15 protein-coding genes are annotated in these 22,635 nt (G+C 68.6%); 1 reads left to right on the top strand and 14 read right to left on the bottom strand.

The features are described 5' to 3' along the window. Positions 1-4: 4 nt before the first annotated feature. The 14 genes from pdxA to ADE01S_RS32190 all read right to left on the bottom strand — a co-directional run bounded on the left by pdxA (position 5) and on the right by ADE01S_RS32190 (position 20,311). Positions 5-1,057, bottom strand: coding sequence for a 4-hydroxythreonine-4-phosphate dehydrogenase PdxA (gene pdxA / locus ADE01S_RS23085; RefSeq protein WP_062684080.1), 1,053 nt, complete (start codon positions 1,055-1,057; stop codon positions 5-7). Next, complete coding sequence (gene dtnK, locus ADE01S_RS23090; RefSeq protein ID WP_062684081.1) at positions 1,054-2,271, bottom strand: D-threonate kinase; 1,218 nt, start codon at positions 2,269-2,271, stop codon at positions 1,054-1,056. The genes pdxA and dtnK overlap by 4 nt, the downstream gene beginning before the upstream one ends. Next, positions 2,268-3,299: a 2-keto-3-deoxygluconate permease gene (locus tag ADE01S_RS23095; protein WP_082775880.1), complete on the bottom strand. Its 1,032-nt coding sequence runs from the start codon at positions 3,297-3,299 to the stop codon at positions 2,268-2,270. The genes dtnK and ADE01S_RS23095 overlap by 4 nt, the downstream gene beginning before the upstream one ends. A 176-nt stretch (positions 3,300-3,475) precedes the next feature. Then, positions 3,476-5,593 (bottom strand): TonB-dependent siderophore receptor, encoded by a 2,118-nt coding sequence (locus tag ADE01S_RS23100; protein ID WP_062684082.1) that lies wholly within the window; start codon positions 5,591-5,593, stop codon positions 3,476-3,478. Between the two features lie 252 nt (positions 5,594-5,845). Continuing rightward, complete coding sequence (locus ADE01S_RS23105) at positions 5,846-7,543, bottom strand: AMP-binding protein (protein WP_062684083.1); 1,698 nt, start codon at positions 7,541-7,543, stop codon at positions 5,846-5,848. 165 nt (positions 7,544-7,708) lie between these two features. Then, positions 7,709-8,299 (bottom strand): chalcone isomerase family protein, encoded by a 591-nt coding sequence (locus ADE01S_RS23110; RefSeq protein WP_062684084.1) that lies wholly within the window; start codon positions 8,297-8,299, stop codon positions 7,709-7,711. Then, positions 8,263-8,808 (bottom strand): DUF4442 domain-containing protein, encoded by a 546-nt coding sequence (locus tag ADE01S_RS23115; RefSeq protein ID WP_062684085.1) that lies wholly within the window; start codon positions 8,806-8,808, stop codon positions 8,263-8,265. The genes ADE01S_RS23110 and ADE01S_RS23115 overlap by 37 nt, the downstream gene beginning before the upstream one ends. Before the next feature lie 16 nt (positions 8,809-8,824). After that, positions 8,825-10,024, bottom strand: coding sequence for an acetyl-CoA C-acyltransferase (locus ADE01S_RS23120; RefSeq protein WP_062684086.1), 1,200 nt, complete (start codon positions 10,022-10,024; stop codon positions 8,825-8,827). Between the two features lie 145 nt (positions 10,025-10,169). After that, the gene (locus tag ADE01S_RS23125) at positions 10,170-12,560 is read right to left on the bottom strand and encodes a 3-hydroxyacyl-CoA dehydrogenase/enoyl-CoA hydratase family protein (RefSeq protein WP_062684087.1); all 2,391 of its coding nucleotides are present in this window, start codon (positions 12,558-12,560) and stop codon (positions 10,170-10,172) included. Between the two features lie 52 nt (positions 12,561-12,612). Next, a complete protein-coding gene (locus tag ADE01S_RS23130; RefSeq protein WP_062684088.1) occupies positions 12,613-13,935 on the bottom strand; it encodes an OmpP1/FadL family transporter in 1,323 nt (440 codons plus the stop codon). Between the two features lie 31 nt (positions 13,936-13,966). Next, entirely contained in the window at positions 13,967-15,934 is a 1,968-nt protein-coding gene (locus tag ADE01S_RS23135) for a 3-hydroxyacyl-CoA dehydrogenase NAD-binding domain-containing protein (protein ID WP_062684089.1), read from the bottom strand. Next, positions 15,931-17,226 carry an acetyl-CoA C-acetyltransferase gene (locus ADE01S_RS23140; RefSeq protein ID WP_062684090.1) on the bottom strand — a complete coding sequence of 432 codons (1,296 nt, stop codon included), beginning with the start codon at positions 17,224-17,226 and terminating at the stop codon, positions 15,931-15,933. Before ADE01S_RS23140 ends, ADE01S_RS23135 begins: the two co-directional genes overlap by 4 nt. A gap of 13 nt (positions 17,227-17,239) precedes the next feature. Further along, positions 17,240-19,588 carry an acyl-CoA dehydrogenase gene (locus ADE01S_RS23145; RefSeq protein ID WP_062684091.1) on the bottom strand — a complete coding sequence of 783 codons (2,349 nt, stop codon included), beginning with the start codon at positions 19,586-19,588 and terminating at the stop codon, positions 17,240-17,242. Between the two features lie 57 nt (positions 19,589-19,645). Next, the gene (locus ADE01S_RS32190) at positions 19,646-20,311 is read right to left on the bottom strand and encodes a TetR/AcrR family transcriptional regulator (protein WP_062684092.1); all 666 of its coding nucleotides are present in this window, start codon (positions 20,309-20,311) and stop codon (positions 19,646-19,648) included. A 384-nt stretch (positions 20,312-20,695) separates the two neighbouring features. On the opposite strand from ADE01S_RS32190, the gene ADE01S_RS23155 reads away from it, so the two are divergent. Further along, positions 20,696-22,300, top strand: coding sequence for a glucosamine inositolphosphorylceramide transferase family protein (locus tag ADE01S_RS23155; RefSeq protein WP_062684093.1), 1,605 nt, complete (start codon positions 20,696-20,698; stop codon positions 22,298-22,300). Positions 22,301-22,635 lie beyond the last annotated feature (335 nt).

The raw sequence follows: 22,635 nt of genomic DNA on the forward strand, positions 1-22,635 counted from the left end.
GAAATCAACCTCCGGTTTGTGCCCGCGCAGTTTCCCATACATGCGTCCAGCCCGGGGCCAGGTGCGCGGCGCGCTCGGCGGCCAGGACCAGGCTGTCTTCGCGGGCGATGCCCTTTCCGGCGATATCGAAGGCGGTGCCGTGGTCCACGGACACGCGCACGACCGGCAGGCCGACCGTGATGTTCACGCCGTCGTCGCCGTACACCGCCTTGAAGGGCGCATGGCCCTGGTCGTGGTAACAGGCGATCACGAACTGCCATTTGCCGCGCACGGCCTGCGGGAACAGGGCGTCGGCCGGGATCGGGCCGGCGGCCAGGATGCCGTCGGCATTGGCTTCGGCCACGGCCGGCGCGAGGATGTCGGCGTCTTCGGTGCCGAAGATGCCGTTTTCGCCCGCGTGCGGGTTCAGGCCCGAGACGGCCACCGGCTGGTCGCCGCGGCCCAGGGCCTTCGCGAACGAGCCGGCCAGGCGCAGCACCGCGCGCATGCGCGCCGGGGTCAAGTCTTCGATGGCCTGGCGCAGCGACACGTGGGTGGTGGCGTGGAAGATGTAGAGGTCGCCGGCCGACAGCACGAGCGAGAAGGTCTTGACGCCGAATTCGTGCGCCAGCAGTTCCGTATGGCCGGGCCACTTGTGGCCGGCGGCGTGCATGGCGGCCTTGTTCAAGGGCGCGGTCACGATGCCGTCGACCTCGCCGGCGCGCGCCAGGGCGCAGGCGGTGGTGACGAAGCGCACCGAGCCGTCGCCCGCGTCCGCGTTGATTTCACCCAGCTTGACGTGGGCCAGCGAGGGGCCGGCCTGCAGCACTTCGATCGTGCCCGGCGCGTTGCTGCAATCGGCCGCGCGGTCCAGCTTGCGGACGATGGCGGGATCGCCGCCCAGGCCGCGCACGGCGTTGGTCATTACGTCCACGTCGCCGACCACCAGCAGGCGGGCCTTCTGGCGCAGGTCGTCATGGCCCATCAGCATCTTGGCCGTGATCTCCGGCCCGATGCCCGCCACGTCGCCCAGGGTCACGGCCAGCAACGGCAGCTTGTTGGGTTGGGGTTGTGTCATCGATTGAATCTCCTGTCGCGGATCGCGCGCACCGCGCGAACCAATACGTCTTCGGCGCCAAAACCGCCGGCCTTGGTCACCACGGGCAGGCCAGCGGCCGCGCCCCCGGTCAGCGTGCCCAGGGGCACGCCGCCCATCACTTCATCCACCAGCGCGATGCCGCGCGCGCCCAGCGCCAGCAGCACGCTGCGCGCGCCGTCGCCGCCGGTGGCGACCACGCCGGCCGCGCGCGATGCCGCGATCAACTGCGCGGCCAGGCTGCCCAGGCGTTGGGCGACGGTTTCCGAATCCAGCCCGTCCCGTTGCCCTTCGGGCGCCAGCAGCAGCACGGTGCCGGCCCGGGCGGGGGCCTGCGCGCGCGCCTGCAGCAGGGGCTGGCTCCAGGCCTGCCAGGCGGCGTCATCGGCCAGCTGGGCCAGCGAAGGCGTCCAGGTGTCGGCGCCCGCGGCCTGCAACGCGGCGGCCTGCGCGCGCGCCGCGCTGTGCTGGGACGTGACCACGACCACGACGGGCGCCGCCTGGTCCGCGCCGGCCCAGACCCGGGCGAGCGGCACGGCCAGGCCGCCCGCGCCCACCGGCAGCGCATGCACGCCCAGCAGGCCGATGGCGCGCGCCAGGCGCTCCAGGTCCGCGTCGGTCTTGGCGTCGACCACCACCGTGCGGCCGGCCTGCCGGATGCGCTCGGCCAGCGTTTCCGGGGTGTCGCCGGCCAGCGCGGCCACGTGGGCGCAGCCCAGGAGGGTGGGGATGTGGCTTTCCTTCACCGGCGTGACCGGATCGGTGGCGGCCGAGGTCTCCGTGACCGGCTTGCCGTTCACAAAGAGGACGCCATCCTCCACCGTGCGGCCGGTGGCGGGGAATGCGGGGCAGATGACCGCTACCGTGTCCGGGCCCCAGGCTTCGCGCGCCGCGTCGACCTCGGCCTTGAAGGCGCCGCGCAAGGTGGAGTCCACTTTCTTGTACAGGCGCGATACGCCGGCGGCGCGCAGTCGTTGCACGTTTTGCCGCACGACCCGCGCCGCCTCGGCGGCGGACAGGGCGCGGCTGTTGGTGGTCACGGCCAGCACTTCCACGCCGGCCGTGGCCGGTCCGGACAGCGCTTCGTCCGCGTCGCCGATGGACAGGTGCGTGCTCCAGCCGGCGCGAACGAACTGCACCGCGGTGTCGCCCGACCCGGTCAGGTCGTCGGCGACGATGGCGATCGTAGGATTCAAAGCGCCTCCCCGCGCGCTTCGCGCAGGCTGGCGGGCAGGCCTTCCGGCGTATCCGCGTCCTCGGACTTGAGTTCACCCGCGCGCTTGAGGAAGTACGAGGCCAGCACCGGCGCCAGGATGGAACTGATCAGCACGCAGGCCGCGACCTGCGCGGTGGCGGTCGACACGTACTGCTGGAAGTTGGGGTCGGCCGCCGCCACCACCGCGGGGGTGGCGATGGCGTTGCCGGCGGTGGTGCCGGCCGCGAAGCCCAGGCCGCTCTTGCCGCCTCGGCGCAGGATCAGGCGGTAGCCCAGGTAGACCAGGCCGCCGGTGATCGGGCTGATGATCAGGCCCAGGATCAGGCCGCTGATGCCGCCGCTGACGACGGCGCCCAGGTTGATGCCGGTGCCCAGCGCGAAGGCGAAGAACGGGATGACGATGTTGGGCACGGGCTTGAGCACGTCGCGCCACTTGGGATCCAGGTTGCCGACCACCACGCCCAGCAGGAAGGGCACCAGCGCCGCCACCAGGGCGATCATCGGGATGTCGGCCAGGCCCGAGGCGCCCAGGAACAGCAGGCTGAAGAAGGGGCCGTCGTTGACCGCGCTGGCCACGTAGGCGCCGCGGTCGCGGGCATCGCCGTATTGACCGGTATAGGCCAGCCACAGTCCGCCGTTGCTGTTGTCGAAGGCCGCCAGCATCGCCAGGATGGAAACGCCCAGCACGCCGTCCAGGCCGACGTAGCTGCCCAGGATGATGATGAGGGTGGCGGGCACGATGGTCTTCATCAGCAGGATGGTGCCCGCGGTGGCGAGGATCGGGCCGCCCGTGCGCGTATTGACCTGGGTGCCGGTGGCGAAGATCAACAGCGCGATCAGGGGCAGGGCGCTGTTCTTGAACAAGGCGGTGGTGAAGCCGCCGATCGCCAGCGCGTCGGGGGCGAAGGTGCCGATCAGGGAACCCAGGATCAGCGGCACCAGCATCAATCCTCCGGGGATTTTCTGCATCGTGCCAAAAAAGGGCGAGCGCGAAGTTTCGGTCGACACTGTCGGAGTCTCCAGGACGGTTTTTCGGGTTGCAGACGTTCGTATGCGCGTCTGTCAGACGGTTGAAAAGACGAGGAAAAACCGTAGTGTACACCTGTACGTACAGCATGTACGTACAGGTTTTCCCGCCCTGGAGCGGCCCCGCGGATCCTGCCGGCGGATTGTAGAAGCGGATGCTAGAAGCGGTAGGCGCCGCTGAGCATGACCGTGCGGCGCGCGCCGTAGAAGCAGTCGCCGCGGTCCAGGCAGACCACCTCGTAGGTGCGGTCGGCGATGTTGTTCACGTTGAGGGCATAGCGCCACGGCCCGTTGTCGTAGCTGAGCATGGCGTCGAACAACGTGACGGCGGGCGTTTCGGGCGCGCCGCCGTCGCGGAAGGCCGACAAGTAGCGCGCGCCCGCGCCCACCGCGAAGCCGGGCTGGCCGGCCAGCGCGAAACGGTATTTCCCCCACAGGGACGCCATGTGCTTGGGCTGCGCCTCCAGCTGCGGGTCCAGATCCGTGTAGATGTAGTTGGCGATCACGTCCAGCTCCTTGGTGACGCGGCCGCGCAGCTCCAGTTCCACGCCGCGCGTGCGCGTCTTGCCGGCCTGCAGCTGGTTGTTGGGGTTGTTCGGGTCGTTGGTCTGGCGGTTCTTCTCGCGCAGGTCGTAGGCGGCCGCGGTGAACTCGATGTCGGCGTCCTTCGGCATGTACTTGATCCCGGCTTCCACCTGCTTGCCACGCATCGGCTTCCAGCGCTGGTTATAGAAGTCGGCGCCGGCGATCGGGGTGAACGATTCGCTGTAGCTGAGATAGGGCGACCAGCCGTTGTCGGCGGCATACATCAGGCCGAAGCGCTTGGTCGTGGCCAGGTCCGTTTCCCGGTCCTGGCCTTCGGTGGTGCTGTCGGCGCGGTCGCGGCGGATGCCCGCCAGGAAGATCCAGTTGCGGTCGAACTTGATCTGGTCCTGCGCATAGAAGCCCAGCTGTTGCTGGTTTTGCTTGGGCGTGTCGGACAGCTCGTAAGCGGGCACGTTGCCGTACTCGGGATGGAACAGGTTGAGCGGCGAGCCGGCGCCGCCGGCCGTCTTGCTGGTTTCGCGGTAGCGCGAGTAGTCCATGCCGAAGATCACCGTGTGCTCGGTGCGGCCCCAGTTCAGCTTGCCTTCGAGGTTCTGGTCGGCCAGCAGGGTGCGCATGCGCGGCTTGTTGACGTAGAAGATGCGGTCGACGGTGGTCTGCTCGGGATCGATGTAGGAATCGCCGCGGCGCGCCCCGTAGACGTTGGGATAAAGCGTCTTGTAGTCGACGCTGCTGACCGTGTTGCGGAAATTCTGGCGGACTTTCCAGGTGTCGTTGAACCGGTGCTCGAACAGCCAGCCCACGCTGAACTGCTCGGTGTCGTAGGCGTCGAAGCCGGGTTCGCTGGCGAAGCGCCGCGTCGGGATGCGGCCGTTGGGGTTCTCCTGCACCGAGCCGCTCCACGGCAGGAACGATTGCGTGGTGCCGGCGCGGTCCTTCTGCCAGGTGGCCTGGAACGTCAGCGAGGTGGCGGCGCTGGGGCGCCAGGTCAGCGAGGGGGCCAGCATCAGGCGGTCGTCCGGCGCGTACTGCACTTGCGTGTCGCTATCGCGCCCCACGGCGATGACGCGGTACAGCCACTGCCCGTCCTCGCTGGCCGGGCCGGTCAGGTCGGCCTGGATCTCGCGGCGGTCGTGGTTGCCCAGCACCACGCCGATCTCGCCCTGCCTTTCCTCCAGGGGCCGCTTGCTGACCAGGTTGACGATGCCGCCGGTACTGCCCTGTCCGTACAGCATCGACGAGGGGCCGCGCAGCACTTCCACGCGTTCCATCGCATACACCTCGGTGCGCGGATTGTTGAAGCTGAAATACTGGCGCAGCCCGTCCAGGTACTGGACCGGCTCGACGCCGCGGATGCGGACGTAGTCGGCGCGGTTGTCCACGCCGTAGGCGTTCGGCCGCACTCCGGCGGCATAGTTCATGGTGTCCTGGATGTTCTGCGCGCCCTGGTCCACGATCTGGTCGCGGGGGATCACGGTGATGGCCTGGGGCGTTTCCGACAGCGGGGTGTCGGTCTTGGTGCCGGCGGCGCTGCGCGTGGCCACGTAGCCTTCGACCGGGCCGGTGGCGGTTTCGCCCGTGCCGGTGACCTGCACGGCGGGCAGGATGGTGGCGGGTTCGGCGGTCTGGGCCTGAGCGGCGGCGCCCAGGCAGGCGGCCAGCGCGGCGGCGATGGGCAACAGGGCCAGCGGCCGCGCCGGCCGGGCGGCCGGATAGGAATGGCGTTTCAAGAGATCTCCCCAGCGGCCGCGGGGCGACCGGCTTTCAATTAAATATACGAATAACAACGATAATTATTATTAATTGATTCACCGGCGGCTGTCAGGATACGGGCCGATCCCAGATGTAAGAAAGCCCTGCGGGGCAGGGCGGGCGGCCGCGCCGCGAGCCGAAAAAGCGCCGTGCTATCAGCGGCTTGGCGGCGGCGGGCGGAGCGCCGGGGTTCCGTCGCCGATTGTTGGCGCGGCGCGACAGATGCCCGTTCAGGGCCTGGCGGGGGACCGCGCCGGTTCGGCGGGCGGCGCGGCGGGCTTGAGTTCCCGGCGCAGGATCTTGCCGACGTTGGTGCGCGGCAGGTCGTCGCGGAATTCGACGTAGCGCGGCACCTTGTAGCCGGTCAGCTGCTTGCGGCAGTGGGCGATCAGGGTCTCGGCGTCCAGGCCGGGATCCTTGCGGATGACGTAGAGCTTGACGGCCTCGCCGGAGCGCTCGTCGGGCACGCCGACCGCGGCCACCTCCTTCACGCCCGGGTGCAGGGCGGCGACGTCCTCGACCTCGTTGGGGTACACGTTGAAGCCCGACACCAGGATCATGTCTTTCTTGCGGTCGACCAGGAACACGTAGCCGTTTTCGTCCACGTAGCCGATGTCGCCGGTGCGCAGGAAACCGTCCGCGTACAGCACCAGCGCGGTTTCATCGGGGCGCTTCCAGTAGCCTTGCGTGACCTGCGGGCCGCGCACGCAGATCTCCCCGCTTTCGCCCACGCCCAGTTCCCGGCCTTCGTCGTCGCGGATGGAGAGTTCGGTGGACGGCACGGGCAGGCCGATGGATCCGGTGAAGACCTTCACGTCCAGCGGATTGATGGTGACGGCGGGCGAGGTTTCGGTGAGCCCATAGGCCTGCGCGAGCGAGCGGCCGGTCACGGCCTGCCAGCGGTCGGCCACGGAACGCTGCACCGCCATGCCGCCGCCCATGGTGAGCCGCAGCCGGGAGAAGTCCAGGCGCGCGAAGTCGGGGTGGTTGAGCAGCGCGTTGAAGAGCGTGTTGACGCCGGTGAACGCGGAAAACGGCACCTTGCGCATTTCCTTGATCAGCCCGGGGATGTCGCGCGGGTTGAGGATGAGCAGGTTGCTCGCGCCCATCTTCATGAAGGTGAGGCAGTTCGCCGTGAGCGCGAAGATGTGATACAGCGGCAAGGCCGTCACGATGCACTCCCGGCCTTCGGTCACCAGGGGCCGCACCCAGGCATAGGCCTGGCTCAGGTTCGCCACCAGGTTGCCGTGGGTCAGCATGGCGGCCTTGGCCACGCCCGTGGTGCCGCCCGTGTACTGCAGGCAGGCCAGGTCGCGCTGGTCGAGATCCACCTCGGCGAAGGGCGCGGCGCGCCCCGCGCGCAGGGCGTCGCGCAGCCGGATGCTGCGGGGCAGGGACCACGCGGGCACCAGGCGCTTGACGCGGCGGACCACGAAGTCCACCAGGCGCCCCTTGACCGGGCCCAGCAGTTCGCCGATGGAGGTCACCACCACGCGCTCCACCGCGGTGCCGGCCAGCGCGTTTTGCAGGGTGGCGGCAAAGTTGTCCGCGACCACGATGGCGCGGGCGCCGGAATCGGCCAGCTGGTGCTGGAGTTCATGCGCGGTATAGAGCGGGTTGCAGTTGACGACCACGCAGCCGGCGCGCAGGGCGCCGAACAGGCACACGGGGTATTGCAGCAGGTTGGGCATCATGAGCGCGACGCGGTCGCCGTGCCCCAGGCCGTTGGCGTGCAGCCATGCCGCGAAGTCGCGGGTCAGGCGGTCGAGCTCCGCGTAGCGGATCGATTTGCCCATGCTGATGTACGCGGTCTTGTCGGCGTAGCGCCGGCAGCTGTCGCGCACGACCGAGACCAGCGTCGTTACGCCATCCATCTCGATTTCCGCGGGCACGCCGGGAGGGTAGCTTTTCTGCCAGATTCGTTCCATCGTCGTTAGGGCCTGTTAACACTAAAAGGAACCTTGCACAGGCCCGTAATCGGGCGCCTCTCTGCGTTGCGAAGGCTCGCCGTGGTCCCGCCACGACTGCGCTTCGCGCCTTGATAGTCGCCCATCTGGGTACTCATGCGAGGCTCCTTTTAGTGTTGACAGGCTCTAGTTGCCCAAGAGGGCTTTCTTCAGTGAGGCCTGCGCGGGCTTGTCGCCCAGCCAGACGCGCAACAGGGCGCGGGCGAAAACGGGGTCGTCGATGCGGCCTCGCGGTTGGCCGTTGCCGGCCACCGAAACGCCCCGGGCATCGAAGTCCAGGTCGATCACGTCGCCTTCGCGGACCGTGCCGATTTCCGCCATCAGGGCGGACAGGCGTTGCGCCGGCGCTTGCAGGGCGGCGAGCTCGCGCGCCGGGGTATTGTCGCGCAAACCGTCCTGGAGGGCCTCGTCCAGGGTTTTGCCGTCCACGTCGCGCAGCAGTCGCAGGCGCAGGCGGCGGGGCTGGTCGCTGTCGATCAGCGCGGCCGCGTCGCTGTTTTTTTCGGTGGCGTACAGCGCGGCCACATAGACCTTGACGATGACTTTCGTGCGCACGCCGGCGCCATTGAGCACCAGCGCCTGCCCGCCCGACGACACGGTGGCGGGCACGCTCGCGCCGGCGATCTGCAGGTCGGCCGCTGGGGCGGGGCCGGCGGCCAGGCAGGCCGCCAGCGCCAGGCTCAGGGCGGCGGATCGTCCTCCGGGGGGGCAGGGCATTTGTCTCCTCCTGTGTTCTTCTGCTTGTAGAACGCCTTGTCCGCGATGTAGATCGTGCGCTCCACGACGGCATAGACGACGCCGTCCTTGTCCTTGAGTTCCACCGTGTAGTCGCGGGTGGTCTCGTGCTGGCGCGCCAGGATCCGGCGGATCTCGGCGATTTCGCCGGTTGGCAGGCGGAAGTCGGCGTACAGGGTTGCGTACGCGGGCTTGCGGTAGCGGATGGATGCCGCCTTGTCCCAGACGACGTGGTCCGCGCCCAGCGCGGCCATGAGCATGGTGGGATGGGCGCCGTCGGTCACCGCGAACAGCGAGCCGCCGTACATGGACCCCACGATGTTGCGGGTGCGGCGCAGCAGCGGCAGCTTGATGCGGATGTGCTGGAAATCCGGCGACACCAGCATCACGCGGCCGCCGGTGGCGCGAAACGCCGGATGCAGGTTGAATCCCACCCGCATCAGGCGCGCGCGCCACTGCGGCGACAGGCTCTTGAACCAATAGGGCTTCATGCTGCCGCCGCGCCGCCTACATGGCTTCGAACAGGCCCGCGGCGCCCATGCCGGTGCCGATGCACATGGTCACCAGGCCGTACTTGCCGCCGGTGCGGCGCAGGCCGTGGGTGATGGTGGCCGTGCGGATCGCGCCGGTGGCGCCCAGCGGATGGCCCAGCGCGATGGCGCCGCCCAGCGGGTTGACCTTGGCCGGATCGAGTTTGAGTTCGCGGATGACGGCCAGGGACTGGGCGGCGAAGGCTTCGTTCAGTTCGATCCAGTCCAGGTCGTCCTGGGCGATGCCGGCGCGCGCCAGCACCTTGGGGATCGCCGCGACCGGGCCGATGCCCATGATCTCGGGCGGCACGCCGGCCACCGCGAAGCCGGCGAAGCGCGCCAGCGGGCTCAGGTTGAACTCGCGCAGGATCCGTTCGGACACCAGGATCACGGCGGCGGCGCCGTCCGACATCTGTGAGCTGTTGCCGGCGGTGACGCTGCCGCGCGCGGCGAACACCGGCTTGAGCCGGGCCAGGGCCTCCATGCTGCTGTCCGGCCGCGGGCCTTCGTCCACCTCCACCAGGCGGCGCGCGACGCGCACCGCGCCGCTGGCGCCATCGGGCAGGTGCGAGACCACTTCGTAAGGCGTGGTCTCGGCGCGGAAATGCCCGGCGGCGATGGCGGCGCAGGCCTTCTGGTGCGACGCCAGGGCGAAGGCGTCCTGGTCCTCGCGCGAGACCTTCCAGCGTTCGGCGACCTTTTCGCCCGTCAGGCCCATGCCGAACGCCATGCCGAGGTTCTCTTCATGCGCGAAGATGGCCGGGTTCATCGATACCTTGTTGCCCATGATCTGCGGCATCGCGCTCATGGACTCGGTGCCCGCGCCGATCATGATGTCGGCCTCGCCCATGCGGATGCGCGCGGCGGCGTCCGCCACCGCCTGCAGCCCCGAGGCGCAGAAGCGGTTCACGGTGACCCCGGCCACGCTTTGCGGCAGGCCGGCAAGCAACAGGCCGATGCGGGCCACGTTCATGCCCTGCTCGGCCTCCGGCATGGCGCAGCCGGCGATCACGTCTTCGATGCGGGCATGGTCCAGCCCCGGCACCTGCGCCAGCGCGCCGTTCAGCGCCGCGGCCAGCATGTCGTCGGGCCGGGTGGTGGCGTAGGCGCCGTTGCGCTTGCCCACCGGCAGGCGCGTGGCGGCGACGATGTAGGCGTCTTGAATCTGCGTGCTCATATTCATTTCCTCATGTGTCCACAGGACATAACACTCCCGCATGCCGCGGTCTTCCCTAATCCAGGCCGCGCGGATCCGGCTCCGCCGGTCCGCCACCGGCGCCCCCCCGGGGGGGAAGCGCCGCAGGCGCTGCGGGGGGGAGCCCCTAATTCCGCAATGGCTTGCCCGTGTCCAGCGTATGGCGGATGCGTGCCTGGGTTTCGGGCGTGCGCAGCAGCGCCACGAACTCCTTGCGCTCCACGGCCAGCAGCCATTCCTCATCCACCTTCGCGCCGGTGTCGACCTCGCCGCCGCACAAGGCGACGGCCGCGCTGCGCGCCACCCGGTAGTCGTGCGCGCTGATCATGCCGCCTTCGCGCATGTTGACCAGCACCATTTCGAAGTTGGCGATGCCGTTGCGGCCGGCCACCGGCACGTCGCGCAGGCGCGGCGGCGGCGCATAGCCGGCCTCGGCCGCGGCGCGCGCCTGGCTGATGGCGACGAACAGCAGCTCGTCGGGATGGAACACCACCACGTCGTGCTCGCGGGCGAAGCCCGCCGCGACGGCTTCCAGCGCGCTCTTGGCGACCTGGGCCGTGGCGATGTTCTGGAAGACCGGTTGCAGGTAGGGGAAGACCTCGCCCGGCGTGGCCGTGCGGGCCGCCAGCACGGCGGCGCGGGCGGCGAATTCCTTGCTGCCGCCGCCGGCCGGGATCAGCCCCACGCCGGCCTCGACCAGGCCGATATAGCTTTCCAGCGCCAGCACCCGGTGCGAGGCGTGCATCAGGAATTCGCAGCCGCCGCCCAACGCCATGCCCTGCACGGCGGCGACGGTCGGGATCTGCGCATACTTGAACGAGAGCGAGGTGCGCTGGAACTTCTCGACCGTGGCTTCCAGCATTTCCCATTGGCCGGCGGCGCAGGCCTCGGCCACCTGCTGGAGATTCGCGCCGACGGCGAAGGGCGCGTCGTGCCAGATCACCAAGCCGTCGAATTCGCGTTCGGCCTTGGCCACCGATTCCAGGATGCCGTCGAGCACTTCGGCGCCCAGCGTGTGATTGCGGGACGTGACCGACAGGATGGCGATGCCGGCGTCGACCTGCGGCAGATGCCACAGGCGCACGCCCTCGTTTTCCCAGACCGTGACGCCGCGTTCGGGCGCGCCCTCGCCGTACAGGCGCTCGGGAAACAGCTGGCGGCGGTACACCGGCAGGGCCGAGCGCGGACGCAGTTGGCCCGTGCGGGCGGAATACGAGCCTTCCGGCGTATGCACGCCCTGGCGCGCGGGCTCCAGCGCCCAGGCCGGCAGCGGGGCGTCGCTCATGCTGCGGCCGGCCGCGATGTCCTCGGCCACGGCCGCGGCGATGCCTTGCCAGCCGGCGGCCTGCCAGGTTTCAAACGGCCCTTGCCCCCAGCCGAAGCCCCAGCGCATGGCCAGGTCCAGGTCGCGGGCGTTATCCGCCACGTGTTCCAGCTGCACCGCGCTGTAGTGGAAGATGTCGCGGAACAGGCTCCACAGGAACTGGGCCTGGGGATGCTCGCTGGCGCGCAGCGCGGCGAATCGGCGCGCCGGGTCGCGTTCCTTGAGCAGGGCCGCGACCTCATCGGACAGCTTGCCCGCGCTGGGCACGTAATCCTGCGCCTTCAGGTCCAGCACCAGGATGTCGCGGCCCTGCTTGCGGTAGACGCCCGCGCCGCTCTTCTGGCCCAGCGCGCCCTTGGCGATCAGGGCGGACAGCCAGCCGGGCAGCGCGAAGTAGCGATGCCAGGGGTCGTCCGGCAGGTTCTTCTCCATGGTGCCCACCACGTGGGCCAGCGTGTCCAGCCCGACCACGTCGGCGGTGCGGTAGGTGGCGCTCTTGGGCCGGCCGATCCTGGGGCCGGTCAGGGCGTCGACCTCGTCGAAGCCCAGCCCGAGGCGGGCGGTGTGGTGCATCGCGGCCAGGATGGAGAACACGCCGATGCGGTTGGCCACGAAGTTGGGGGTGTCCAGCGCGCGGACCACGCCCTTGCCGAGCTTGGACGTCAGCCAGGTTTCCAGCTGGTCGAGCACGGCGAGGCGGGTGTGCGGGGTGGCGATGATCTCCACCAGCCGCATGTAGCGCGGCGGGTTGAAAAAGTGGATGCCGCAGAAGCGGTCGCGCAGGCTTTCGGGCAGCGCGCGGGCCAGGGCGTCGATCGACAGGCCGGAAGTATTCGAGGCGATGATGGCGCCGGGCGCGACGTGGGGCGCGATGCGTTCGTACAGCGCGGTCTTCCAGTCCATGCGTTCGGCGATGGCTTCGATGACCAGGTCGCAGCCTTGCAGCCGGTCCAGGTGGTCGTCGTAGTTCGCCGGCGTGATCAGCGCCAGGCGCGCGGCGCCCGCCAGCGGCGCCGGTTCCAGTTTCCTCAGGCCGGCCAGCGCCTTCTTCACGATGCCGTTGCGGTCGCCTTCGGGCGCGGCCAGGTCGAACAGCGTGACCGGCACGCCGGCGTTGGCCAGGTGGGCGGCGATCTGCGCGCCCATGACGCCGGCACCCAGGACGGCGACGTGTTTGACGACGAACTTGCTCAAGGAAGTCTCCTGAAAGAGCGGAGGGCGGGCGGACCCGCCGTCCGGGGCAAGGCTAGAAGCGGGACGACAGCTGCACGCCCAGGATGTGGGCGTTGCTGTCGTAGGTGCCCGCGACGCGGCCCTTGGTCAGCTGGCTGCCGGACGTGGTGTCGATGTCCGTCTTGCGCAGATACAGATAGGTATAACCCACGTCGAGCGTCGTGTTCTTGGTGGCCTGCCATTGAACGCCGGTCGACAGCCAGTAGCGGTCATTGTCGGGCAGCGAGGTCGGGCGGTCGGATTCCTTGTACACGGGCGACTGGTCGAAGGCTACGCCGAACTTCCACTTCCAGTCGGGCGCGAACTTGTAGTTGGCGCCCACGGCGACGCGCCAGGTGTCGCGGAAGTTCAGCGGCAGCTCGTCGTCGCGCGCGCCGGTGCCGGAATTGCGGATCTTCAGGCTCGGAATGCTGCTCCAGCCCGTCCACGAGATGTCGCCCAGCAGTTCCCAGCGTTCGTTCAGCTGGTGCGCGCCGCTCAGCACCAGGGTGTCGGGCAGGGTCACGGTGGCCTTGGAGTCGAACGAGACCGAGTTGCCGCGCGGATAGATGTTGTCGATGTCCGTGTCGCCCTTGGCCGTGTGCTTGATCTTGGAGCGGTAGGACAGGCCGATGCGGGTGTCTTCGGTGGGTTGCAGCATGAAGCCCACGTTCCAGCCCCAGGCGTCGCCCTTGAGGTTCAGGTCGGCGTCGCCGTTGGTGCCCAGCGCCATGCCGGGAACGGGGAGCACGGCCTTCTTCTTGTAGTTGGCGTCGATGTGCTGCCAGTTCAGGCCGAAGCCCATCGAGAACTGTTCGTTGACCTTGTACGCGACCGAGGGGTTGATGTTGATCGTCTTGATGTCGAACTTGTTGGAGTGGTACTGGCCCACCCAGTCGTCGTCGTATTCGGTCATGAGGCCGAAGGGGGCGCCGATGCCCAGGCCCAGGTACCACTGTTCGTTCACCTGCCAGGAGGCGTAGAGGTTGGGCACCACGCCCAGGTTGCCGGCGTCGCCGCCGTTGCCGCCGGTGGGGATCGAGCCGCCCAGGCCGGCCCCGGGCAGGCCGGGGATGGTGGGGTTGCGGCTGTTGCCGTTGTCCTTGAACTTGAAGGACGGCTTGATCAGGTTGACACCGCCCGATACGTTGAAGCCCGGCAGGTAGGTCATGCCGGCCGGGTTGTAGTAGATGATGCTGGCGTTTTCCGGATTTGCCGCCGAGCCCGCGTATGCGTTGCCCAGTCCGCTGGCGTTCTGCTCAAGGAGCTGAAAGCCGGCCGAATGGGCTGCCGTTGCTGCGCCCAGGCCGGCCACGAAGACCGACAAGGTGCTCAGGGACAATGAACGTCTGCTCATGGTACTGCCTCCTCGTATTGGATGTATGCCTCTATTGCACTGCGGGTCCTGCCAGCCCGGCTGGCGCCGGCCTGTCGCTGCCTTGGTAATGCAAGGGTCCGCCCGTGAAAGGCGCGAACCCGGTTCCGAAAATCACGCCCGCGTCGGCCAGGTCGGCGTCGGCGACGATGCCCGCGTCCACGCGCTGGCGCGTGGCGTCGATCAAGGGCTGGATCAGGCGCCGCGCCAGTCCGGGCGGCGCGCCGGCCGGCGAGCCCTCGGGCTTGACGGGCTTGCCGTCGCGCCAGGTGTAGAAGCCCCGGCCGGTTTTCTTGCCGAGGTCGCCGCGCGCCAGCCGGTCGGCCAGGCAATGGGGCGGCGCGGCGCCGCCGGCCAGCTCCTCGCCGGCGGCGCGAGCGATGTCCAGGCCCACCGTGTCCGCCAGTTCCAGCGGCCCCATCGGCATGCCGAAGGCCACCATCGCCGCGTCCACGGCCTGCGGCGTCAGGCCTTCGTCTACGCTGCGCATGGCCTCCAGCATGTAGGGCGCCAACACGGCGTTGACCAGGAAGCCGGGCGCGCTGCGCACGGGCAGCGCCAGCTTGTCGATCTGGCCTACGAAGGCGCAGGCGCGGGCCTGCGCCTCGCCGGCGTCGCCGTCGGCGTGCACCACTTCCACCAGCGGCATCTTGGCCACGGGATTGAAGAAGTGGATGCCCACCAGCCGCTCGGGGCGGGACAGGCCCGCGCGCAGGGTTTCGAGCGACAGGCTGGACGTGTTGGTGGCGAGCAGGGCGTCGGCCTTCATGCGCGGCTCCAGCGAGCGGTACAGCGCGCGCTTGGCCTCGGGCTGTTCGCTGATGGCTTCGATCAGCACGTCGGCCAGCGGCACGCCGTCACCCGCCGGATCGGGGATCAGGCGGTCGAACGCGGCGCGCGCCTGGCGCGGATCCTTCAGGCGGCGCGAGAACAGCTCGGCCGCGCGTTTCAGCGCGGGCGCGATGCGGCCCATGTCCTGGTCCTGCAGGGTGACGGTCAGGCCCTTGAGCGCGCACCAGGCCGCGATGTCGCCGCCCATCACGCCGGCGCCCACCACGTGCACGCGGCGCGCGGGCGCGGCGCCGGCCTGCTTGCCGTTGGCCTTCAGGCGCTCCTGCAAGCGGAACACGCGCAACAGGTTGCGCGCGGTGCCGGAGGATAGGATGCGGTCGATCACGTCGGGCGCCTGCAGCGCGTTGCCGCCGTGCCGTTCCCAGATGTCGACGATGGCGGACGCGGCGGGGTAGTGGCCCTGGGGATCCTTGGCCGCGATCTGCTTGCGGGCGCGCTGGGCGACGATGGCCTTCAGCGGCCAGCGGTTGGCCCAGCCTCCCAGGCCCCGCGCGCGCCGCGCCGGCTTGCCCGACAGCACCGTCTGGCGGGCGGCGGCCAGCAGCAACCGCGGAGGAACGCGGGCGTCGGCCAGCCCCAGCGCCGCCGCGCGGCGCGCATCGGCGCCGCGGCCCGTCAGCATCATGTCGAGCGCCGCGGGCGCGCCGATCAGCCTGGGCAGGCGCAGCATGCCGCCCCAGCCGGGGAAAATGCCCAGCATCACCTCGGGCAGCGCCAGCGAGGTGCCGGGCTGGTCCGCCACCAGGCGGTAGCGGCAGGCGAGCGCCAGCTCCAGCCCTCCGCCCAGGCAATGGCCCTCGATCAGCGCCAGCGTGGGATAGCGCAGCGCGGCCAGGCGGCTGAAGAGATTCCAGCCGCGCGCGACCAGCGCGCGCGCCTGCTCGGGGGTATCCAGGCTGGCGAATTCGTTGACGTCCGCGCCCACGATGAAGCCCGTCGCCTTGCCGGACCGGATGATCAGGCCCTTGGGCGGCGCCGCGTCCAGCGCGTCCAGCACCGCGGCGAATTCGGCCAGGGTGTCGGCCGACAGCGCGTTGACGGCGCTGCCGGCGCGGTCGAACGTGAGCCAGGCCAGGCCGTCGGCATCGCGCTCCAGGCGCCAGTGGGAAAGCGTATCGATCGTCGTCATGGGCGGTCCTCGTCCAGGGTTTCGACCAGCATCGCGCCGCCTTGCCCGCCGCCGATGCAGATGGCGGCCATGCCGCGCCGGGCGCCGCGGCGCTTCAGGGCATCGAGCAGATGCAGCACGATGCGCGCGCCCGATGCGCCCACGGGATGCCCGATGGCGATCGCGCCGCCGTCGACGTTGAGCCGGGCGGGATCGAGGTCGCCCCAGGCCGGGGTGCCGAGATGCTCCCGGCAATAGGCCTCGTCGCGCCAGGCGGCGAGGCAGCCCAGCACCTGCGCGGCGAAGGCCTCGTTGATTTCCCAGAGGTCCAGGTCGTTGAGGCCCAGGCCGTGGCGTTGCAGGATCGGGGTGGCCGCGTGCACGGGCCCCAGGCCCATCTGCGCGGGGTCGAGGCCGGCCCACTGACTGTCCACGATGCGGCCCAGCGGCCGCAGGTTCCATTTGCGGACGGCCTCTTCGGAGGCCAGCGCCAGCATGGCGGCGCCATCGGTGACCTGCGAACTGTTGCCCGCGGTGATGTTGCCCCAGGGTTTGTCGAAAACGGGTTTGAGCTTGGCCAGCTTTTCCGGCGTGGAGTCCGCGCGCACGCCGTCGTCCTCAGGGTACAGGCGGCCTTGCGTATCGATCAAGGGCGCGATCTCGCCCATGGCGCCCGCGGCGCGCGCCGCGAGCGCGCGCTGGTGGCTCTGCGCCGCATAGGCGTCCATGGCGGCGCGGTCGATGCCGAAGCGGGTCGCGAGATTTTCGGCGGTCTGCCCCATGGACAGGCCCACCACCGGGTCCGTCAGCCCTTTGAGCAGGCCGATGACGGGCGCCAGGTTGCGCAGCCGGAACCGGCGCAGCGCGGCCAGCTTGGCGCCCATGCCGCGGGCCGCGTACCAGCCCGCCAGCCAGCGCACCATGTCGTCCGAGAACAACACCGGCGCCCGCGACAGCGCGTCCGTGCCGCCCGCCAGCACCAGTTCCGAACGGCCGGACTGGATGTTGGCGATGCCGGAATCCAGCGCCTGCATGCCCGACGCGCAGTTGCGCATCACGGTCCAGCCGGGCACGTTGTTGCCGCAGCCCAGCCGCAGCGCGATCACGCGGCCGATGTTCACTTCGTCGGGGGAAGGCGCGGCGCAGCCCACGATGACCTCGTCGAAGTCCGTGGGTGCGAAGGGTTGGCGCAGCAGCAGGGCGCGCCCGGCCTGCACGGCGAGGTCGCCGGCGGAGAAGGGGCCCGGCCCGGTGCGCGCCTTCAGGAAAGGCGTGCGGAGGCCGTCGACCACGTAAACCGGTTTGAATGCCATCCGACTTCCTCCCTCAGGCGACCTTGCGTTCGGCCGCGGGATGCATGCGGTCCTGGGCGCCGAAATCAAAGGCGAAATCATCCACTTTCACCACGGTATCGCGCAAGCGGTTCCGGCGTTTCACCACCGCATATTCTTCCGCGGTGATTCCGCCGATCGCGAAGGCGGCATCGGCGATGTCGCGCACGTTGGCCTGCGGATTGCCTTCCAGCGCGCCGCGCTTTTCGAGTTCGCGGATCTTGGCTTCGATGGGCTCGGCGTCCAGCGTGGCGGCCAGCGCCTGCTCGATGGCGCCCACCGGTTCCGCGTCGGTGGCGGGCAGGTGGCAGCCCGCGGTCAGGCGGTCGCGCGCGGCGCCGGGCTGGATCAGCAGCCGCGCCACGTCCTGGCCCAGCTGGTCGGACGGCTGCCCCTGGGGGCGGCCCCAGGGAAAGACGAGGCGGGCCAGCACCCAGGCCAGCGCCCGGTTCGGAAGATTGTCCAGCACGCCGTCGAAGGCCTGCTGCAGCTTGAACAGCGCATCCTGGATCGACCAGTGCGCCAGCGGCGCATCGGCGGCCTGCCGGCCTTCGTCCTCGAAGCGCTTGAGCGTGGCGCTGATCAGGTACATCTGCGAGAGGATGTCGCCCAGCCGCGCGGACAGGCGCTCGCGCCGTTTCAGGCTGCCGCCCAGCACCAGCATCGCGGTGTCGGCGAGCAGCGCGAACGCCGCGCTGTAGCGGCTGAGCAACTGGTAGTAGCGCTTCATGTCGGGCGCCACGTCGGCGTGCACGCCAACGTGGCGCGCGCCCGTCAGGGCGGTCCCGGCGGCGCGCAGCGCGTTGCGGGCGACGAAGGCCGCGTGGCCCCAGAAGGCGCGGTCGAAATCGTCCAGCCCCTGCCGGCGGTCGGGCGACTGCGCGGCCCGCATTTCCGCCAGCACGTAGGGGTGGCAGCGGATCGCGCCCTGGCCGAAGATGATCAGGCTGCGCGTGAGGATGTTGGCGCCTTCGACGGTGATGCCGATGGGAATCTGCTGGTAGGCCCGGCCGAGGAAGTTGGAGGGGCCCAGGCAGATGCCCTTGCCGCCGATCACGTCCATGCCGTCGTTGACGACCTGGCGCGCCCGTTCGGTGACGTGGTATTTGACGATGGCGGAGACGACCGAGGGCTTCTCGCCGAGGTCCACCGCGCCGGCCGTCATGGCGCGGGCGGCGTCCATCATGTAGGTGTTGCCGCCGATGCGGGCGAGCGCTTCCTCGACGCCCTCGAACTTGCCGACGGCGGTGTGGAACTGGCTGCGCACGCGGGCGTAGCCGCCTACGGCGCGCGCCGTCAGCTTGGACATGCCGGTGTTGGACGAGGGCAGCGAGATCGAGCGGCCCGCGGCCAGGCATTCCATCAGCATGCGCCAGCCCTGTCCGGCCATGGCCGGGCCGCCGATGATGAAGTCCAGCGGCATGAACACGTCCGTGCCGCGGGTGGGGCCGTTCATGAACATCGCGTTCAGCGGGAAATGGCGGCGGCCGGTGTCCACGCCGGGATGGTCGTGCGGCACCAGCGCGCAGGTGATGCCCAGGTCCTTCTTGCCGCCGAGCAGGCCCTCCGGGTCGTACAGGCGGAAGGCCAGGCCCAGCAGGGTGCAGACGGGCGCCAGCGTGATGTAGCGCTTGTCCCAGGTGACCTTCATGCCGATGACTTCGCGGCCTTGCCATTCGCCCTTGCACACGATGCCGCTGTCGGGGATGGCGGCAGCGTCCGAACCCGCCCAGGGGCTGGTCAGCGCGAAGGCCGGCACTTCCTCGCCGCGCGCCAGGCGCGGCAGGTAGTGGCGCTTCTGCTGCTCGGTGCCGTAGTGCAGGAGCAGTTCGGCGGGGCCGAGCGAATTCGGCACCATGACCGACACCGCGAGCGCGGAGGAGCGCGTCGACAGCTTGGTGACGATCTCCGAGTGGGCGTAGGCGGAGAACGCCAGGCCGCCGTATTCCTTGGGAATGATCATGCCGAGAAAGCCCTGGGCCTTGAGGTAGTCCCAGACCTCCGCGGGCAGGTCGTGGCGCTCCTGCGTGACGCTCCAGTCGTCGACCATGCGGCAGGCCTCTTCGGCCTGGTTGTCCAGGAAGCGCTGTTCTTCCGCGGTCAGGCTGGGGCGGGGATAGGCCAGCAGGCGGCTCCAGTCGGGCCGGCCGCGGAACAGTTCGCCTTCCCACCACACCGTGCCGGCCTCCAGCGCGTCGCGCTCGGTGTCCGACATCTGCGGCAGCACCTTGCGGTACAGGTTGAAGATCGGCGCGGACAGCAGGGCCCGGCGCACGGGCCGCAAGGCCAGCGCGGCGGCCGCCAGCAGCACGATGAGAGCCAGGGCGAGGATGACTGCGTTCATGGTCTTGCCTCCATGGTGTTCGTTTCCGGCCGGCGGGCCGCGTTGCCGCTTGGGGCCCTAGGGCACGTGCGGCAGGGGGGAGCGCAGCCCGCCGAGCAGGAAGCTCATCAGGCGGGGCAGCAGCAGGTCGGGGTTGTCGGGCTGCTCGGCTTCGTCGATGGTCCAGCCCGTGACGGAGCGCAGCAGGTCGGTGCCGATGATGGCGTACGAGGTGGCGCCCAGCATGAACTGGAAGCGCCACATGATTTCCGCCTTGGGCACGTCGGGCAGCGCCGCGAACAGCGCGTTGCGGTAGCGCTCCAGCACGTCCGCGTACTCCTCGGCGAACAGCGCGCGGATGAAATCGGAAGGGTCGGTCATGGTGCGTTCCAGCAGCGGCAGGAAGGTGCTGCCGGCCTGGGCCGGATCGGCGGCCAGGCGCAGCAGCGTGCCGAAGAAGGCGTCCACGATCTGCGACGGCTTCAGGGGCTTGCCTTCGGCTTGCGCCTCCAGTTCGTCCAAAAGCCGCAGGCGCTCGCGATTGAGCACCGCGAGGCGGCGTTTGAGCACCGCCTGCACGAGTGACTCCTTGGAGCCGAAGTGGTAGTTCACCGACGCGAGGTTCACGCCGGCCGCGCTGGTGATCTGCCGCATCGACGTCGCGTCGTGTCCCTGCTGCGCGAACAGGGATTCCGCCGTATCCAGGATCACTTCACGGGTAGTGGGAGGGCTGATTTCTTGCATAAGGTTGAATTCAAACGTTCGTTTAAAAACCATTATGCGTGAGGGATGGACGAGATGCGAGCCTCGGCTATCCCCAATAGGGTTTACCACTAGCGTCGATGCGGCGAAACGCCGCACCCCACTTTCGCCGCTTCGCCTCGTCCGCAAGGATGAGCGCCGCCATGCATGAGGACGAGCGGATTTCTCGGCCTTCCGGCCGGCCTTGCGCCTTTTGTCCTCGGGCTGGCGCTCTAGGATAAATGTGGTCTGGAAGACAAGCGCAAAAGCCCGCAGTATCAGCGCGAGGAAAGCAATGCGCAGCACCGACAACACCGCCATGCTTGGCTAGCCCGTTCGCCGTACGGGCAGGGCAGGCGGACTCGCCCCGACACAGGAGCAGGTGAAATGAAGACCTACAGAGTGGGACTGCTGGTTGACGGGTATGAGCAGCCCGGCTGGATGCATGAGATGGTCGAGTGGCTCCAGCACAGCCAGGATTTCAGCATCGCCGCGCTGCTGGTGATGACGGGGTCGCCCAACGACAGGCCGCCCCGCCTGGGCGTGAAGGCCCTGTTCGGCACCCTGTCGCGCCTGGAAGCCCGGCTGCTGCCGGCCAAGCAGCGCGCCATGCTGGCCTGTCACGATCTGCGCGACGGCCTGCCGCCGGAGACGACCGCCGTGGTGTCCATGGCCGCGCAGGCCGCCGCGGCCGATGCGCAGGACGAAGTCGCCGCGCTGGGGCTGGACCTGGTGATCACGCTGGGCGCGTCGCCGGCCACGCGCGAACAGATGGGGGGCTGGGCCCGATTGGGCGTGTGGCAACTGAGTTATTCCGATATCGCCGTGGCGACCAGCCGGTACGCGGGATTTTGGGAGGTCTACCAGCGCGAGGACCACACGACGGTGAAGCTCTGGCGCGTCGGCGCCCGGGTCGAGGAAGACGAACTGCTGGACCAGCGCAGTTTCAATACCGAAGTGTTCTGGTTGAAAAACCAGGCGCGCGCGTTCAGCCTCGGGAATTTCATGGTTTACGACGCGCTCCAGGCCCTGGCGCGCTTGCGGCAGGGAGCGGCGCCGCCCGGCATGCAGATCATGAGCGGCCCTCGGCGCGAGGATCCGGTGGAGTGGGACAGCGCGGCATATATCGCGCGTCAGGCGTGGTTAATGTCGGATTTGGTTGTGCGCCGCGTCATGAAACGCAACGTGCGCTGGCGGATCGGCATGTTTCCGTCCGCCAGACAGCAGGCGGTGGTATCCGAGGCCATGGTATTGCAGCCTCCCAAGGGTAGATTCTTCGCGGACCCTTTCGTATATACCCAGGATAAAAAACCATATATATTTTTCGAGGATTATGATTTTAATTCCCGAAAAGGCACGATCTCGGTTGCGACCTACTCCGACGGGGCTTTCCGCCTGCTGGGTACGGCCCTGAACCTGCCTTACCACCTCTCGTTCCCCTACATATTCGAGCACGAGGGCGTTACATACATGGTGCCGGAGACCTGCGGAAATCGCAGTATAGAATTATGGAAATGCACGGATTTTCCGCTCAAATGGGAGCTGGATGTTAATCTGATGACTAATATATCCGCGGTGGATACGATTATTTTCAAACACGGCGATTATTGGTGGTTATTAACTAATATCGATCGCACCGACGGCCAAAGCCACTGCGACGAATTATTCGCCTTTTTCGCCGATTCGCCGCGCTCGACCGAATGGACGCCGCATGCCTGCAACCCCATCGTCCGCAACCCGATGCGGGCCCGCAACGCCGGAATCGTTGTCTCGCCTGGGGGAGAGGTGATCCGCTGCGCCCAGTACCAGGGCTTCTGCCACTACGGCAAGGGCGTTTCGCTCAACCGGATCGAAGAGCTCTCGCCCTCCACCTACGTGGAAACGGACGGCGAAATCCACTATGCGAGCTTCTTGAGGAAGCGTCATGCTTCAATGCACCATTGGCACCATCAGGGAGGGCATACGGTATTTGACTTCGCCTATATGGAGTAAATGATGCCGGCCGCGCAAAAATTAAAATGTTACCCATATTTCGAATACGGAAAGCTCTCCCGGGCTGGATGTGTCAACGGAAACATCTAGACAGCTATCAGCCCCGAAATACAGAATTCCTTGCCGCGTCAGGCAGATGCCCCGGCGCGGCTTTTTCATGGGTGTAACAATTGGGGTCTCCGCCGGAAGGCGCGCCAATCAAGGCTCTCCTCATAGGGGAGAGGGCGGCGGCAGGGCGGAAATTCTTGGTGGAAACCCTAGCGCCTGAACGGACGAAAGGAACATCTCATCCGGATTTACGATAGTGATTAAGGCTAACGAATGATTTCTGTTTT

The sequence above is a fragment of the Achromobacter denitrificans NBRC 15125 genome (assembly GCF_001571365.1).
In the GTDB taxonomy this organism is placed as follows: Bacteria; Pseudomonadota; Gammaproteobacteria; order Burkholderiales; family Burkholderiaceae_B; genus Achromobacter; species Achromobacter denitrificans.

Coding starts and splice junctions, on each gene's coding strand:
- pdxA (WP_062684080.1), bottom strand. CDS start 1,057: ATGACACAACCCCAACCCAACAAGCTGCCGTTGCTGGCCGTGACCCTG.
- ADE01S_RS23105 (WP_062684083.1), bottom strand. CDS start 7,543: ATGGAACGAATCTGGCAGAAAAGCTACCCTCCCGGCGTGCCCGCGGAA.
- ADE01S_RS23110 (WP_062684084.1), bottom strand. CDS start 8,299: ATGCCCTGCCCCCCCGGAGGACGATCCGCCGCCCTGAGCCTGGCGCTG.
- ADE01S_RS23115 (WP_062684085.1), bottom strand. CDS start 8,808: ATGAAGCCCTATTGGTTCAAGAGCCTGTCGCCGCAGTGGCGCGCGCGC.
- ADE01S_RS23120 (WP_062684086.1), bottom strand. CDS start 10,024: ATGAGCACGCAGATTCAAGACGCCTACATCGTCGCCGCCACGCGCCTG.
- ADE01S_RS23130 (WP_062684088.1), bottom strand. CDS start 13,935: ATGAGCAGACGTTCATTGTCCCTGAGCACCTTGTCGGTCTTCGTGGCC.
- ADE01S_RS23135 (WP_062684089.1), bottom strand. CDS start 15,934: ATGACGACGATCGATACGCTTTCCCACTGGCGCCTGGAGCGCGATGCC.
- ADE01S_RS23140 (WP_062684090.1), bottom strand. CDS start 17,226: ATGGCATTCAAACCGGTTTACGTGGTCGACGGCCTCCGCACGCCTTTC.
- ADE01S_RS23145 (WP_062684091.1), bottom strand. CDS start 19,588: ATGAACGCAGTCATCCTCGCCCTGGCTCTCATCGTGCTGCTGGCGGCC.
- ADE01S_RS32190 (WP_062684092.1), bottom strand. CDS start 20,311: ATGCAAGAAATCAGCCCTCCCACTACCCGTGAAGTGATCCTGGATACG.
- ADE01S_RS23155 (WP_062684093.1), top strand. CDS start 20,696: ATGAAGACCTACAGAGTGGGACTGCTGGTTGACGGGTATGAGCAGCCC.